Source organism: Pseudomonas fluorescens (genome assembly GCF_902497875.1).
GTDB classification, from domain to species: Bacteria; Pseudomonadota; Gammaproteobacteria; order Pseudomonadales; family Pseudomonadaceae; genus Aquipseudomonas; species Aquipseudomonas fluorescens_BR.
On sequence record NZ_CABVHY010000049.1, the window covers coordinates 1 to 15719 of the forward strand.

The following is a 15719-nucleotide window of genomic DNA, read 5'->3' on the forward strand; positions in this document are numbered from 1 at the left end:
CCGCAAGACGGATGAACAAAGGATGGAAAGCGAGCGCAAGTTACAGAGAACTGCACAAAAAAAGCAAAAACAGAAGCAGCTTCAATCACAGACAGTGGAGGCAGCAGGCTACGTTGTGGTGGTCACGACCTTGGACTGCCTGAGTGCGCAAGAGGTCTTGGCCCTTTATCGGCACCGCTGGCAGGTGGAGTTGGCGTTCAAGCGGATGAAGTCATTGCTAGGGTTATCGCGCTTGAGAAAGAAAAACCCGGAAGGCGCGAAAGCCTGGCTGCAAGGGAAATTATTAGTGGCTTGCCTTATTGAGCGGTTGATCGCCACAGGCGAGCATTTTTCCCCTGTCGAGAGCGAGGGGCATTCAAGAAAACGTGGCTCAGAGGCGTTGTCGCTGGCGTGAAATGGCCTTTATCCATTGGTTGCTTTGTAGCGTGATCAGTCCCCGCTTGTCGTTGTTTACGTGTCTTGAGAAATGGGATTACTTCAGTCGTGCACTGCGCGAATCCCCGCGAAAAAAGCGGGGATACCAGCAAGATGAGCTATGGAGCGAGAGATTTGGTTAGCGCCTATGGGGCTTGCCCCCGTTGGGCTGCGAAGCAGCCCCAAAACCTGCAACCGTGTTTCCTGAGGTACACCGAGCTCGCTGGCTTTGCGACTGCTGCGCCCGAGCGCGGACCGGCCGACGGGGCAAGCCCTCGCCACAGCAAGCTCCCTTACCACAAGTTTACACCAGAGCCACTACCCAGCACGGTCCCGACCCGGCAAAATGCCCGACATGAATCCGCACCCGCCCCTCCCCGCCTGCTGCACGCCACTCGATGCCCACTGGCCGTTGCCTGTCGCCTTGCCGGGCACGGTGTTGCTGGGTACTCACTTTGATCCATCACAGCTGATAGCGGATGATTTCCGCCGTAGCGCAATCGAACCGCCCGCGAGCATTCAGCGTTCGGTGGCCAAGCGTCAGGCGGAGTTTCTCGCCGGGCGCCTGTGTGCCCGGGCGGCCTTGCAGCAGCTTGAGGGACTCGATTGTTGCCCGGCCATTGGTGAGGATCGCGCACCGGTATGGCCGGCCCACATCTGCGGTTCGATCACCCACAGCACCGGGCGGGCCGCCGCCATTGTGGCGCGCAAGGAGCATTGGCGTGGGTTGGGGATGGACCTGGAAAACCTGCTCAACGCCGAGCGCGCCCGGCGGCTGGCGGGTGAAATCCTCATCCCGGCGGAGCTGCAACGCATGGACGCCGGCCCCGCCGAGCAGATCGCGCTGCTGGTGACGCTGACATTCTCGGTGAAGGAAAGCCTGTTCAAGGCGCTGTACCCGATCGTCCGGCAACGCTTCTACTTCGAGCATGCCGAACTGCTTGAATGGAACGAAAGCGGGCACGCCCGTTTGCGCCTGCTGACCGATCTTTCCAGTGAATGGCGCCATGGCAGTGAGCTGGATGCGCAATTCAGTGTGAAGGATGGGCAGTTGTTGAGCCTGGTCAGTATCAAGGGATAAGGTCTTTTAGCGCCTCTTCCTCTTGTAGGAGCAGCCGGGCGGCGTTCCGTTTGCTCGCGATGGACTCAAGGTCGGCGCGGTTATTCAGAAAACCCGCGTTATCGTTAACGTCCATCGCGAGCAAGCTCGCTCCCACAGGGTACGAGGTCAAGCCAAATCCTCAATTTTTCTCCTGATGCCGTGGCCAGCTCAGGCTGAAACAGGCGCCTCCGAGGTTCTTGCTCTTGCTGATCAACGCCCGGCCGTCATGCCAGTGGATGATCCGCCGCACAATCGATAATCCCAGGCCATGCCCGCCGGACGCGCGAGTGCGGCTGTCGTCCAGGCGCAGAAATGGAGTGAAGATCCGCTCCCAGGCGCTTTCCGGCACGCCCGGACCGTCGTCCTCGACGTCCACCCGACAGCGCTGCTGGCCGACCTGATAGCTGATGGATACCTGCGACTCGGCGTGGCGCATGGCGTTGCTCACCAGGTTCTGCAACGCGCGATGCAAGTAGCGCGGCTCGGCCTCTACCCAGGCGTCGTCGCAGTCGGCGGCGGACAGGCAAAGACCACGCTGCACCTTGACGTCGCCGCGCAACGGCGCCAATTCGCTGATCACCTGATTAACCAGTGCATCCAGATCGACCCGCTGGAAATTCAGCGCCGGCGAGCCCTGCTCCAGGCGGGCATAGGTGAGCATTTCATCGACCAGCCGATCGAGGTCCTGGATATCATTGTCCATGCCCACCCGGTATTTTTCCCGGGCTTGCTCGGTGGTGGCGGAACCGATCATCTCCAGACCGAAACGCAAGCGCGCCACCGGTGTGCGCAACTCGTGGGACACGGCCCGCACCAGTTCGCGCTGAATCGCCAGCAAGCGCTGCAAATGCTCGGCCATGCCATTGAATGCCGCCGCCAGACGCCCGATCGAATCAGCACCCCGGGCCGGTACCCTGGTTTCCAGGCTGCCCTTGGCGATCCGCGTCGCGGCCGACTCCAGACCGCTCAAGCGTCGCTCCAGTTGCCGCACCAGCAGATACACGATCAAGCCGATCAGACTCAGGCCAAGCGCAGCAATCAACACCAGCCACTCGGGCGGATAAGGATTCATCTGATACAGCGGTCCGATTTCCAGGACCCAGGGTGTGCCGACCATCCCGGCAAATACCCGGATCGAATCGCCACCCTTGCCCAGCGCCATCACCGTATCGCCTTCGGAGACCCGGCGACGCTGGTCCTCGTCCATGTCCGCCTGGTCCAGGGTCACCAACTGCAACTCGAAGCCAAAGCCTTTGTCCTTCTTCAGCGCTGCCAGGCGTTGCGGTTGCTCGGCTACCGGGTAGCGCACCAGCTCATCGGCCAACAGGTAAATGGTGGCCCGCGCCAGTTGCTCGCTGATCTGCTGCACTTCACCAGTGAGCACAAGCTGCTCTTTGTTGCTGACCAGTCGATAGACCTTCGCCGCGTACGGACCGGTCTGTTCCACCAGCGCCTGACCACGCAGCACGCGATTACGCTGCCCCAGATCCAGACTGGTCTGGGAAAAGGTCTGCAAGGCCAGGGGAATCCCCAGCAACCGCTCCCACACCAGCAGCGCCCGGCGCCGCTCCATTTCGGTCATCGGTTGCAGGTTGTCGGCCATCAATGAAAACGTACCGTGCGCCAGGCGCTCGCGGTACTGCTCGCTGCGCACCTGATTGAGCAGGTTCAGGGCCAGCACGCCGAGCACCGCCACCAGAATCAGTGCCGCGCACATACCGCCATAGATGCGCAGGAAAATCGAGTTCACAGCGGCATTTCTGTGCAGGCTTCAGGGACAAACAGGTAGCCTTTGCTGCGAATGGTCTTGATCAGCCGCGGATGAATCGGGTCATCGCCAATCTTCGGACGGATGCGCGAGATCCGCACATCAATGGAGCGGTCCTGACCGTCGTAACCGATGCCACGAAGCGCGGTGAATATCTCTTCGCGGGACAGAATCCGCCCGGCATTGGCCACCAACAGCCACAGCAGATCGAACTCGGCACTGGTCAGCTCGATGCCATTGTCATGCAACCAGGCTTCGCGCAACGCGTTGTCCACCACCAGCGGGCCGAATTGCAGGCGCCGGAGTTTTTCCGGCGCCGCCGGTTCCGCCGGCTCGCTGCGCCGCAGCAGGGCCTGGACGCGTGCCAGCAGCAAGCGCGGGTGCACCGGCTTGCAGACGTAATCATCGGCGCCCATGTCGAGACCCAGTACCTGGTCCATATCGTCGGTGCGCGCGGTGAGCATCAGGATCGGCCCGTCATAACGATCGCGTACCTTGCGACAGATGCTCAGGCCGTCTTCGCCGGGGAGCATCAGGTCGAGAATCACCAGGTCCGGCTGTTCGGCAATGATCCGCGCCGCCGCCAGGGCTCCGTTGCCCTCGATAGCCACCCGCAGGCCGTTACTCTCCAGGTACTCGCGGGTCAACTCAGCCAGACGCTGGTCATCCTCGACTATCAATACCTGCCAGGCTTCTTGCTCCACCGGTGACCTCTGCTTGCCAAAACCACATTCAGGAAGGATCCACCCGTCTTTTTGTAATGATTGGAGTGGATAACACAGTCTATAAAACAGCCGATTGTAGCAACGGCCGGCCTCGAGTACACAAGCGGGTAAATGCGCTCGGTAACGGTGTTTTTTTGTGATAGGGTTCGCGCCCGCAAAAATCCGCCCAAGACAGTTTCCGGCGGTAAAAATCTATGACAAACGGTCTACTCCAACGGGGTCAAGGCCTACGCGATGTTTGCGGGTTTCATGCACAATTTACGCACAGATTTATCCACAGGCAGCACGTTGCATTCACCCCCCAAAACGCATTATCTTGTAGCTCGGCGACAAAAAAACCCTACATGTAGGGTTTTACGCAAAAAAACCAAACACAAATCAGACACGAAACTCAAGCGCTTTATTGCTTCTGTCTGGTGGAACCAAAGACTTTTTCAGAAGACCAAACCGCGCCTGCGGATGGCTGCTGTTTTCCCACCTCTGATGGCGAAAACGGTACGGGTGTTGCAGTACTGATAGTGGCACCCTTCAAGATTTCGGTTCTCAGCCCTGCGGCTGGAAACCAAAGACTTCGGCATGGAAGCGACGCCCGAAAGAGCTCCTTCCTCCTGTCTCGAAGTTGTTATGCCCGGCGCTTGCCGGTTGTAGTGCTTCAGACAGAACGGTGGGCACCGTAATGGTGCCCAAACAAACATAGAGAACGTGGAGACACCCATGCAAACCGACACAACTCGCGAGAACCCGCAGGGTACCTTGCCGCAGGCCACCGATTCGAATCTGGATCTGTCCGCCACCGCGCCTGGTCAACTGCGCGTGATCAAGCGTAACGGCACCGTCGTTGCTTACACCGATGACAAAATCACCGTCGCTATCACCAAAGCGTTCCTCGCAGTTGAAGGCGGCACCGCCGCTGCATCGTCGCGAATCCACGACACCGTTGCCCGCCTGACCGAACAAGTTACCGCGACCTTCAAGCGTCGCATGCCATCGGGCGGCACGATCCATATCGAAGAAATCCAGGATCAGGTCGAACTGGCCCTGATGCGTGCCGGCGAGCAGAAAGTCGCGCGCGACTACGTGATCTACCGTGACGCCCGCTCCAAAGAGCGCGCCACCCGTTCCAGCACCGACGAGCCGGTGCAAGCTCACCCATCGATCCGCATCACCCTCGCCGATGGCAGCCTGGCGCCTCTGGACATGGGTCGCCTGAGCACCATCGTGACCGAGGCCTGCGAAGGCCTGGAAGAAGTCGACGGTGAGCTGATCCAGCGCGAAACCCTGAAGAACCTCTACGACGGTGTAGCCCTCAAAGACGTCAACACCGCGCTGGTGATGACCGCCCGGACCCTGGTCGAGCGTGAGCCGAACTACTCCTTCGTGACCGCTCGCCTGCTGATGGACACCCTGCGTGCCGAAGGCCTGAGTTTCCTCGAAGTCGCCGACAGCGCCACCCACCACGAAATGGTCGACCTGTACGCCAAGGCCCTGCCTTCGTACATCGCCAAAGGCATCCAGTTCGAATTGCTGAACCCGGTCCTGGCCACCTTCGACCTGGAAAAACTCGGCAAGGCGATCAACCACGAGCGTGACCAGCAGTTCACCTACCTGGGCCTGCAGACCCTGTACGACCGTTACTTCATCCACAAGGACGGTATCCGTTTCGAACTGCCGCAGATCTTCTTCATGCGCGTGGCCATGGGCCTGGCGATCGAAGAGAAGAACAAAGAAGACCGTGCCATCGAGTTCTACAACCTGTTGTCGTCCTTCGACTACATGTCTTCGACTCCGACCCTGTTCAACGCCGGCACCCTGCGTCCACAGCTGTCGAGCTGCTACCTGACCACCGTGCCGGATGACCTGTCGGGCATCTACCACGCGATCCACGACAACGCCATGCTGTCGAAATTCGCTGGCGGTCTGGGCAACGACTGGACTCCGGTACGCGCGCTGGGCTCCTGGATCAAGGGCACCAACGGCAAATCCCAGGGCGTCGTACCCTTCCTGAAAGTGGTGAACGACACCGCCGTTGCAGTCAACCAGGGCGGCAAGCGCAAAGGCGCTGTCTGTGCCTACCTGGAAACCTGGCACATGGACATCGAAGAGTTCATCGAGCTGCGCAAGAACACCGGAGATGATCGTCGTCGTACCCACGACATGAACACCGCCAACTGGATCCCTGACCTGTTCATGAAGCGCGTCTTCGATGACGGCCAGTGGACCCTGTTCTCGCCGTCCGAAGTACCGGACCTGCATGACCTGACCGGCAAGGCCTTCGAAGAGCGCTACGAGTACTACGAAGCCCTGTCCCAGTACCCGGGCAAGATCAAGCTGTTCAAGACCATCCAGGCCAAAGACCTGTGGCGCAAAATGCTCTCCATGCTCTTCGAAACCGGCCACCCATGGCTGACCTTCAAAGACCCATGCAACCTGCGCAGCCCACAGCAGCACGTTGGCGTGGTCCACAGCTCGAACCTGTGCACCGAGATCACCTTGAACACCAACAAGGACGAGATCGCTGTCTGCAACCTGGGTTCGATCAACTTGCCGAACCACATCACCAACGGCAAGCTCGATACCGCCAAGCTGGAACGCACCGTGAACACCGCCGTGCGGATGCTCGATAACGTGATCGACATCAACTACTACTCGGTGCCGCAAGCGAAGAACTCCAACTTCAAGCACCGTCCGGTCGGTCTGGGCATCATGGGCTTCCAGGACGCTTTGTACCTGCAGCACATCCCGTACGGTTCCGATGCTGCCGTCGAATTCGCCGACAAGTCGATGGAAGCGGTCAGCTACTACGCGATCCAGGCTTCTTGCGACCTGGCCGATGAGCGCGGCGCTTATGAGACGTTCCAGGGCTCGCTGTGGTCCAAAGGCATCCTGCCGCTGGATTCGCAACAGATCCTGATCGAACAACGTGGCCAGCAGTACATTGATGTCGACCTGAACGAATCCCTCGACTGGGCGCCAGTCCGTGCCCGTGTGCAGAAAGGCATTCGTAACTCCAACATCATGGCCATCGCACCGACCGCGACCATCGCCAACATCACTGGCGTATCGCAGTCGATCGAACCGACCTACCAGAACCTCTACGTGAAATCGAACCTCTCGGGCGAATTCACCGTGATCAACCCGTACCTGGTTCGCGACCTGAAGGCTCGCGGTCTGTGGGACTCGGTGATGATCAACGACCTGAAGTACTACGACGGTTCCGTGCAGCAGATCGAACGCATCCCGCAAGAACTCAAAGAGCTCTACGCGACTGCCTTCGAAGTGGACACCAAGTGGATCGTCGACGCCGCCAGCCGCCGCCAAAAGTGGATCGACCAGGCTCAGTCGCTGAACCTGTACATCGCGGGCGCTTCGGGCAAGAAGCTGGACGTGACCTACCGCATGGCCTGGTACCGTGGTCTGAAAACCACTTACTACCTCCGTGCCCTGGCCGCAACCAGCACCGAGAAGTCGACCATCAGCACCAACAAGCTGAACGCTGTTTCCAGCGGCAACCACGGTGACGATTCGGTCCTGGCAGCGCCTGCCGGTCCGGCGCCAGTGCCAAAGGCCTGCGCTATCGACGAGCCGGATTGCGAAGCTTGCCAATAAGCTGAGCCGGTAGGCGCCGCGAGGCGCTTACTCGAAACCCCCGATGAGCCTCTGGTTTGTCGGGGGTTTTCTTTTGCCTTGAGGAAAGAACGATCAAAAGATCGCAGCCTTCGGCAGCTCCTACATTGACCGCGCTTGACCCGATTCATATGTCGAACGCGCTTCTGTAGGAGTTGCCGAAGGTTCGGGCCGCGTTCGGACGATCTTTTGATCTTTGCCATCCTCAACCAACACCATAAAAAAGCCCCTCTTGCGAGGGGCTCTTTGTGCAGCGATGTCAGCCCACCAGCATCAGGTCATCTGAATGATGGTCTGCATGATGGTGCTTTGGGTGGAGATGGTCTTGGCGTTGGCCTGGTAGTTACTTTGCGCCTTGATCAAGTCAACCAGTTCATTGGTCAGGTTGACGTTGGAGCCTTCCAGAGAATTTGCAACGATCGATCCCAGGGTTCCTACTTCGGGTGCATCGAAACCCGGTTGGCCTGAGGCGAAAGTTTCTTTCCAGCTGGTGCCGCCAGCCGGTTGCAGACCTTGTTCATTGTTGAAGCTGGCCAGGGTGATCTGCCCGATCGCCTGGCTCTGTTCGTTGCTGAAGTTGGCGAACAAGACACCGCTGCCATCAATTTTCAGCCCGGTGATTTCGCCCGTGGCGTAGCCGTCCGTAACAGGAGGATTACGGTAGGTCACCGAGTTGTACTGGGTGATATCCTTCATGTTGATGCCAATACCGTCCGGGTTGGCCGCAGCCCCGTTCGAGGCCCACACACCGTTGATCATCGCGCCGGGCTTCCAGGCTCCAGCCCCGGTCCCTGGAATGGTCAGCGTGGTATTGGATACGGCGCTGGGTGGAGTAATGATGCCGGTCAGCGTTCCGGAAGAATCGAAAGAGATGACCGAAGGCACTGGCGCGACTTTGCCGGCGCCGGTCACTGGCGTGCCGTCCGGGTTACGACCATCGATCAGGGTATAGGTGTTCCAGGTATTGGGACCGGTCTTGACCACATACTGATCCATCGGGTGGGAATTGCCCTGGGTATCATAGATGAGGGTGCTGAACTGGTCAGTGAAGGTCGACAGCTCCTTGGGATCGAAGGGCTTGGCCACTTGATCGATAACTTCGCTGGTCGACTTGAGGTTACTGGTGGAGTCAACCGTGCTTGAAGCCTTGGGCGCCAGGTTCGACAGGTTGATCCGCAAATCGGTCAGCCCGCTTTTGTTGATTTGGCCATTGGCATCCACACCATAACCCTGCAGGCGAGCAGAGCCATCGGAGGTGGTGACGTAGCCATCCTTGTCGCGCTGGAAAGTACCGGCACGGGTGTAGGCGCGCGAGCCATTGTCACTCAGGACAAAAAAACCGCCGCCCTGGATCCCCATATCCAGCATACCGCCGGAACCGTTGACCTCGCCCTGGCTGAACTGCTGGGAAACGTTGGCCAGATTGACGCCGCCGCCGACGGTTTTGCTACCGGTACCCAGCTTGGTTGCCGAGTACACGTCCTCGAATTCCGCGCGGGAAGATTTGAAACCGGTGGTGGCGACGTTGGCGATGTTATTGCCGGTAACGTCCAGTTGCTTGTTGGCTGCATAGAGCCCGCTGAGGCCAATATTGAAAGACATATTTCACTCCTTGTGCCGCGTTAGCCGGCTCTATAGACCAATAGTTTGAACTTTGGACAGGGCAATGCTGCCCAGGCCAGCGAGGTTGAGCATCATCTCGCCGCCCGTCTGACTCAGGGACACGCTGTTGACGGTCGCCGGCAGGTAAGTGAGCAATGCCGTGGTGCCGTCGTCGGTCTTGGTGGTCGCCTTGAAGGTGTAGGTCCCCTGCTCGACCTTGACGCCCTTATCGTCAACACCATCCCAGACGAAGTCGGCACTGCCGGCCGACTTAGCACCCAGCTCGATGGTTTTGACTGTTTTGCCATCTTTGTCAGTGATGGTCACTGTGGCATTGGACACCGAAGCCCCCAGGACGACCGAACCGGTGAGACCTTTGGCCGGGTCGATCACTGCGGAGTCGGTCTGCACGATCACCGAACGGCCGACCAGCGATGAAGCCTGCAAGGCCTGGGACGACTTGTAATTGCCGGCCAGGGAGGTTACCGAATCGTTCAGCGTGGTAATGCCTTCCAGACTGCTGAACTGCGCCAACTGCGCGACAAACGCGCCGTTGTCCTGCGGCTCCAGCGGGTTCTGGTTTTTCAGTTGGGTGACCAGCAATTGCAGGAAAGCATCCTTCCCCAACGCTTTACTGCCAGCCGTACTGCTGGCTGCCGACGCCAGGTCATCGGAGGTTGACTGAGTCTTTTTCGACGTGTTGTTGAGGATGTCGCCAAGGCTCGCGCCACTGGTGGAATCGGTAACACTCATCTGAGTCGCCCCTTATCACTGACCGAGAGTCAGGACCTTCTGCATCATGGTTTTGGCGGTGTTCATCATTTCGGCGTTGGTCTGGAATGAACGACTGGCAGAAATCATGTCAGCCATTTCCTCGACCACATTGACGTTTGGGTAGTAGACATAACCCTTGGCGTCAGCAGACGGGTGATTGGGCTCGTAGCGTGCATCGAGGTTGCTTTGGTCTTCGACCACGCCCAACACCTGTACGCCCTGGCCAGCGGCATCCTGATTCTGGAACAGCGAATCGCTGCCGCCGCTCTGGCTGCCCTGGAACATGGTGGCGAATACCGGATGACGAGCGCGGTAGGTCTGATCGATGCTCGAAGACACGGTCTCGGCGTTGGCGATGTTACTGGCGACGGTGTTCAAGCGCGTGGTTTGAGCGCTCATGCCACTACCGGCAATATTAAAAACACTGGCTAGGGACATGGATTACTCTCCGCGCAGGGCTGAGATCAGCCCTTTGAATTTGCTGTTGAGCAGGGTGAAACTGGCCTGGAAGTTGACCGAGTTTTCCGCGTAGTTCGATTGTTCCAGCTGAGCGTCCACGGTGTTTTGGTCGATCGACGGTTGCATCGGCGTGCGATACAACAGCGACTCGTCGCCATTGCCCAGGCCTTCGGCTTCGAGATGACGGTTATTGGTCACGTTCAACGCGAAGGTGCCGCTCTTGGTCTTTTCATTCTGCGCGGCAAGCACGGCAGCGAAATCCAGATCCCGAGCCTTGTAGTTCGGGGTATCGGCGTTAGCGATGTTGTTGGCCAGAACTTCGGCACGCTGAGCGCGAAAGCCCAGGGCTTTTTCATGGATACCGAGCGCTTTATCGAAGCTGATGCTCATGTCGGGTGACCTTTGGGTGACCGGTTTTCTCGTACGATGAGCATAGCAAGCGTCGTGCCAGTTCAAAAAAGCCCGTAAACCGGGGCTTTGCGGGCATCGGCAAGGTGGCAATGCCAGAAAAGCGGCAACTGATTTCCGCTGCCTGCCGCTTTTCTGCCGCTCTCACGGGAAACACCTACCCCTTGTGGGAGCGAGCTTGCTCGCGATTGCGGTGTGGCAGTCAACATCGATGTTGAATGGGCTGGCCTCATCGCGAGCAAACTCGCTCCCACATTGGGCAGGCAAAAAAAACGGGAGCCCCTGAGGACTCCCGTTCTGGTGTAGCCGACCCATCACTTCGCCTGGTAAATGATCCCAGGGCTGCACTGAACCATCTGGTAATGATCCGGCAAGCCATTGAGCGCTTCGGAAGCGCCAAGGAATAGGTAACCGCCCGGCTTCAGCGTGCTGTGAATCCGCAGCAAAATGTCCTTCTTCACCTCGGCGGAGAAGTAGATCAGCACGTTGCGGCAGAACACGATGTCGAACTTGCCCAGGCCGGCGTAGCTGTCCAGCAGGTTGAACGAACGAAACTCAACCCGACTCTTTATCGGCGCCTTGATCGCCCAACGCCCCGGTCCTTTCGGATCGAAATAACGTTGCAGGCGCTCCGTAGAGAGGCCGCGGCCAATGGCCAGGCTGTCGTACTCACCCGTCTTGCAGTTGTTGAGCATGGTGCCGGACAAATCCGTGGCAACGATCTGCGCACCCATTTTCAGCTGGCCCAGGTTGGTCCGTTCGAACTCATCGATCGACATGGACAGCGAATAGGGTTCCTGCCCCGACGAGCAGGCCGCCGACCAGATGCGCAGGCGCTGACCCGGACTGGCCTTGATCGCCTCCGGCAGCACCTTGTTCTTCAGCACCTCGAACGGGTAAGTATCGCGAAACCACAGGGTTTCGTTGGTGGTCATGGCGTCCACCACCATCTCGCGCAATCCACTGCGCGGCTGTGTCTGAATACGTTGAACCAGCTCACCCAAGGATTTTAGGCCTTGCTGCTCCATCAGTTTATTGAGACGGCTCGACACCAGATACTGCTTGTTTTCACCGAGCAAAATGCCACAGGCTTTTTCCAGGAAGACCCGGAATTGTTCGAAATCCAAATTACCCGTAGACAAAGATGCCGCCTCTTAAATCGTGTTGACCACCAGGGGCAGACGCCCCTAGCTGATATCTGCTGCTTTGATCCGGTCGACTACCCGGGATGCCAGGTCATCAGGACGGAATTTGGCAAGGAAGTCATCGGCACCGACCTTCTTCACCATCGCCTGATTGAACACTCCTGACAACGAAGTATGCAGGATGATATGTAGCTTTTGCATGCGCGGGTCGTTGCGGATCTCGGCCGTAAGGGTGTAACCGTCCATTTCTGGCATTTCGATGTCGGAAATCATCATCAGAAATTCTTCTTCCGGCTTCTTGCCCTCGTCGACCATCTTGCGCAGGTAATCCAGCGCCTGTCGGCCGTCGTTCAACGCCACGACTTCAACGCCTACCGTTTGCAAGCAACGCGAGACCTGCTTGCGCGCCACCGACGAATCGTCGACCGTCAGCACCCGCAGGGAAACCGCCTTGTGCCGGGTTTCAACGTCTACCACGCCGACCGAGATGGCTTCCGAGGTTGGCGCCACTTCAGCCAGGACCTTCTCGACATCGATGATTTCGACCAACTGATTGTCAACCCGGGTCACCGCCGTCAAGTAATGATCGCGACCCGTGCCCTTGGGTGGCGGATGGATCTCCTCCCAGTTCATGTTGACGATGCGCTCCACCGACCGAACCAGGAAACCCTGGGTCTTGGTGTTGTACTCCGTGATGATGACGAAGGGATTGCTCTGATCGAGCAATCGACCGGAACCGGTGGCCATTGCCAGATCCAGGATCGGAATGGTCGCCCCGCGAATATTCGCCACACCGCACACGACAGGACTGGATTTGGGCAACAGGGTCAGCTTCGGGCATTGCAGCACCTCGCGAACCTTGAACACGTTGATCCCATACAGCTGTTGGCCGTCGAGACGGAACAACAACAGCTCAAGGCGATTTTGCCCCACCAGTTGCGTGCGCTGGTTTACCGAATCCATTACACCAGCCATGCCCAGACTCCTACACCAACGCTAAGTGTGTTGCGACGCACATTCATCACTAAACGGCACGGCGCTTGCTTTTTAACTCTTATGAACGCACATACGACATTTTTCCGACGCCCGACAGCACAGTACCGCAAATTGCTTTGCGCGCTGTCAGCGTTGTGTTTTTTCAACCTTGGCAGCCCTGCCGTTGCTGATACGGTTACCTTGCCTGATCTACTTATCGGCGTCACTCAAGGCTTTCTTGAATTCACCGTCGAAGATTATCTGGCAACCAGCCAAACCGCAGGACGCTATGAAATCCAGGTCAGCCAGCTCGATCCGCGTCTGCGCATGCCGATGTGCGACAAGGAATTGACAGCGACCCTGGAGAGCCCGGCACAACCGTTGGGTCGCGTTACCGTGCGGGTGCGGTGCGATGGCGCCTCGCCCTGGACGGTTTTCGTCCCCGCTCAAGTGCGCCTGTTTCGAGAAATTGTCACCACCACCCGCCCGCTGAAACGCATGGGAATCATCGGTCCGCAAGACGTCATCTTGCGCGAGCGCGACATCAGCCAGATCAATCAGGGCTATCTGACCACTGTCGATCAGGCGATCGGGCAGAAACTTGTCCGACCAATGGTCAGCGACCAGGTCATCACCTTGGCCTTTATGGAGCAAGCGGAGGTCGTTCGCAAAGGCGACCAGGTAGTGATTTCCGCTCGCAGCGGGACGCTCAGTGTGCGAATGCCCGGCGAAGCGCTGTCCAACGGTGGCCTGAGCGAACAGATACGGGTCAAGAATCTGAATTCTCAACGGGTGATCAGGGCGCGCGTGACCGCTCCGGGCCAGGTTGAGGTCGCCATGTAGGGAACTGGCGCTAAGCTGCGGCGTTCCCTAAACTGTGCCTCAAGCAGGGCAAGAGTCGCTGCGTGCGCGCTCACCGATAATTGGACCTAAAGTTTTTCCGGGTATGGCCGAAAACATGGCAAGCGTCCAAATACCCAGAGGTTTTCCATCATGGTCATCGATTTCAGCCGATTAAATAATGTCCCCACACCCACAGGTAGTACGCGTACCAGCGGCACCCGGGAAACCGGCGACGCCGGTAAATCCGCGCCGGTGAATACCCCGGCCGAACAGGCCAGTACCAGCAAAAGCGGGGAATCGGTACATCTCAGTAATGAGGCTCAACAGTTGCAGAAGGTTACTGACAAGCTGCGCGATCAACCTGCTGTCGACAAGGCCCGCGTGGCCGAATTGAAGCAAGCGATTGCCGATGGCAGTTATAAAGTCGACAGCAACCGTGTAGCCAGCAAACTGCTCAACTTCGAAGCCCAGCGCTAGCCAACGGCCTGCGCCAGGCTTTTGGACGCTTAAAACCCAAGGCCAGCCATGCACGACACTAATCTACTGCAACTGATCACTGACGATTTTGCTCCAGCCGGGCAGTTGCTGGAGTTGCTGCAAGCCGAATCCCTGGCGTTGCACGGTCGCGATATGCGACTGCTCGAAGGTATTCTCGCGCAGAAACAGGCTCTGATCATCTTGCTTGAACAGCATGGCCGTTTACGCAGCCAGATCCTTGTCAGCCTGAACCTGCCAGCCAATCACAGCGGCCTGGAACAACTTGCCGGGCAATCGGCCGTTGGCGATCAACTGCTGGCGCAGAGCGATGCGCTCAATCAGCTTCTGGCCCAATGCCAGGCAGCCAATGAACTCAACGGTCGCTCGATCCAGGTTCAGCAAGCCACCACGGCCAATCAGCTGAAGATCCTCACTGGCGGCGAACCTCCTGCGCTTTATGATGCTCGCGGATCAACCTCCCTGCTGGCGAAGCCGCGCCCGCTCAGTCAAGCTTGAAGTGCGAACGAGCGCGCCCTATGAAGGCGTGACACTTGCTGGCAAAATGCCGGCCCATTGCGTGTAGTGGTATTTTGTCTGGAGATTGATGAACCGTGTTCAATGCCTTAAATGCGGAAGACGCTCCGCAGCCACCGAAGGTGCTCTCCACCTCTTTGGAAATCGCCGCCAATCTGCGGCTGCTGCATGAAAGCCATGACCCACTGATCATCACTTTCCACGAGCGCACTCAGCGCTTTCAGAGCTATCTGGTCGAAGTCGATCGAGACAGTAATACGATTGCGCTGGACGAAATGATTCCTCGCGACGGCGAACGTTTCCTGCTCAACGGCGAAGCGTTTCGCGTCGAGGGCTTCCATGACGGCGTGCGAATCGCCTGGGACAGCAACGGCACACTGACGATCGATGAATCCAAAGACAGTCGCTGCTATCGCGGCACGATGCCGATCGAAGTGGTCTATCACCAACGGCGCAATGCATTTCGCGCAGCGCTGAAACTGGCGCAACTGGTCAACATCGAGCTTGGCGGCACAAAACTCAAGACCCCGATCAATGGCAAGCTGCTGGACATTTCGGCGACCGGCTGCAAGTTGCGCTTTGAAGGCGATATCTGCGGCGGTCTACAGCTTGGCGAAGTCTACGACCGCTTCATCGCCGCCCTGCCCTTCGGTAACATGACCGCGCCGGTGGAACTGCGTTACCTGCATTATGAAGAGCGGATCGACATCACCTTCGCCGGAATACGCTTCCACAACATGAGCGGCCTGGTGCAACGGCAGGTCGAGCGTTTCGTCTATCAGCTGCAGCGTGAAGCGCGCCGTTTCGATAAAGACGATATGTGAAGCTGATGCCGCAATAGAAAACGGGCAGTCCCTCGCGGTGACTGC

At 58.3% G+C, this 15719-nt stretch carries 15 protein-coding genes; 7 read left to right on the forward strand and 8 right to left on the reverse strand.

The features are described 5' to 3' along the window. A partial coding sequence (locus tag F8N85_RS31275; protein WP_150807298.1) for a transposase occupies positions 1 to 394 on the forward strand: 394 nt, incomplete at its 5' end. 375 nt (positions 395 to 769) lie between these two features. Beyond that, on the forward strand, positions 770 to 1495 hold the full coding sequence (locus tag F8N85_RS31280) for a 4'-phosphopantetheinyl transferase family protein (RefSeq protein WP_224795783.1): 726 nt from the start codon (positions 770 to 772) through the stop codon (positions 1493 to 1495). 160 nt (positions 1496 to 1655) lie between these two features. Here F8N85_RS31280 and F8N85_RS31285 read toward each other — a convergent pair whose 3' ends face one another. Together F8N85_RS31285 and F8N85_RS31290 are read right to left on the reverse strand one after the other, a co-directional pair. Continuing rightward, a complete protein-coding gene (locus tag F8N85_RS31285; protein ID WP_150807300.1) occupies positions 1656 to 3266 on the reverse strand; it encodes an ATP-binding protein in 1611 nt (536 codons plus the stop codon). Next, complete coding sequence (locus F8N85_RS31290) at positions 3263 to 3988, reverse strand: response regulator (protein ID WP_150807301.1); 726 nt, start codon at positions 3986 to 3988, stop codon at positions 3263 to 3265. Before F8N85_RS31290 ends, F8N85_RS31285 begins: the two co-directional genes overlap by 4 nt. 735 nt (positions 3989 to 4723) lie before the next feature. Here F8N85_RS31290 and F8N85_RS31295 point away from each other — a divergent pair. After that, positions 4724 to 7615 (forward strand): ribonucleoside-diphosphate reductase subunit alpha, encoded by a 2892-nt coding sequence (locus F8N85_RS31295; protein WP_150807302.1) that lies wholly within the window; start codon positions 4724 to 4726, stop codon positions 7613 to 7615. A 291-nt stretch (positions 7616 to 7906) separates the two neighbouring features. Here F8N85_RS31295 and flgE read toward each other — a convergent pair whose 3' ends face one another. The 6 genes from flgE to F8N85_RS31330 form a co-directional block, all read right to left on the reverse strand. Further along, positions 7907 to 9235, reverse strand: coding sequence for a flagellar hook protein FlgE (gene flgE / locus F8N85_RS31300; RefSeq protein ID WP_150807303.1), 1329 nt, complete (start codon positions 9233 to 9235; stop codon positions 7907 to 7909). Positions 9236 to 9265: 30 nt separating this feature from the next. Beyond that, positions 9266 to 9988: a flagellar hook assembly protein FlgD gene (gene flgD / locus F8N85_RS31305; protein WP_150807304.1), complete on the reverse strand. Its 723-nt coding sequence runs from the start codon at positions 9986 to 9988 to the stop codon at positions 9266 to 9268. A 15-nt stretch (positions 9989 to 10003) separates the two neighbouring features. Then, on the reverse strand, positions 10004 to 10447 hold the full coding sequence (gene flgC, locus F8N85_RS31310; protein WP_150640327.1) for a flagellar basal body rod protein FlgC: 444 nt from the start codon (positions 10445 to 10447) through the stop codon (positions 10004 to 10006). A 3-nt stretch (positions 10448 to 10450) separates the two neighbouring features. Then, on the reverse strand, positions 10451 to 10858 hold the full coding sequence (gene flgB / locus F8N85_RS31315; RefSeq protein ID WP_150807305.1) for a flagellar basal body rod protein FlgB: 408 nt from the start codon (positions 10856 to 10858) through the stop codon (positions 10451 to 10453). A gap of 332 nt (positions 10859 to 11190) precedes the next feature. Continuing rightward, complete coding sequence (gene cheR, locus F8N85_RS31325; protein ID WP_150807306.1) at positions 11191 to 12018, reverse strand: protein-glutamate O-methyltransferase CheR; 828 nt, start codon at positions 12016 to 12018, stop codon at positions 11191 to 11193. Between the two features lie 45 nt (positions 12019 to 12063). Then, entirely contained in the window at positions 12064 to 12996 is a 933-nt protein-coding gene (locus F8N85_RS31330; protein WP_150807307.1) for a chemotaxis protein CheV, read from the reverse strand. Between the two features lie 81 nt (positions 12997 to 13077). Between F8N85_RS31330 and flgA the strand changes: the two genes are divergently transcribed. The 4 genes from flgA to F8N85_RS31350 all read left to right on the forward strand — a co-directional run bounded on the left by flgA (position 13078) and on the right by F8N85_RS31350 (position 15674). Beyond that, complete coding sequence (gene flgA / locus F8N85_RS31335) at positions 13078 to 13839, forward strand: flagellar basal body P-ring formation chaperone FlgA (protein WP_150807308.1); 762 nt, start codon at positions 13078 to 13080, stop codon at positions 13837 to 13839. A 150-nt stretch (positions 13840 to 13989) separates the two neighbouring features. Then, positions 13990 to 14316 carry a flagellar biosynthesis anti-sigma factor FlgM gene (gene flgM / locus F8N85_RS31340; protein ID WP_150807309.1) on the forward strand — a complete coding sequence of 109 codons (327 nt, stop codon included), beginning with the start codon at positions 13990 to 13992 and terminating at the stop codon, positions 14314 to 14316. 48 nt (positions 14317 to 14364) lie between these two features. Then, the gene (locus tag F8N85_RS31345) at positions 14365 to 14832 is read left to right on the forward strand and encodes a flagella synthesis protein FlgN (protein ID WP_150807310.1); all 468 of its coding nucleotides are present in this window, start codon (positions 14365 to 14367) and stop codon (positions 14830 to 14832) included. Between the two features lie 95 nt (positions 14833 to 14927). After that, positions 14928 to 15674 carry a flagellar brake protein gene (locus F8N85_RS31350; RefSeq protein WP_150807311.1) on the forward strand — a complete coding sequence of 249 codons (747 nt, stop codon included), beginning with the start codon at positions 14928 to 14930 and terminating at the stop codon, positions 15672 to 15674. Positions 15675 to 15719 lie beyond the last annotated feature (45 nt).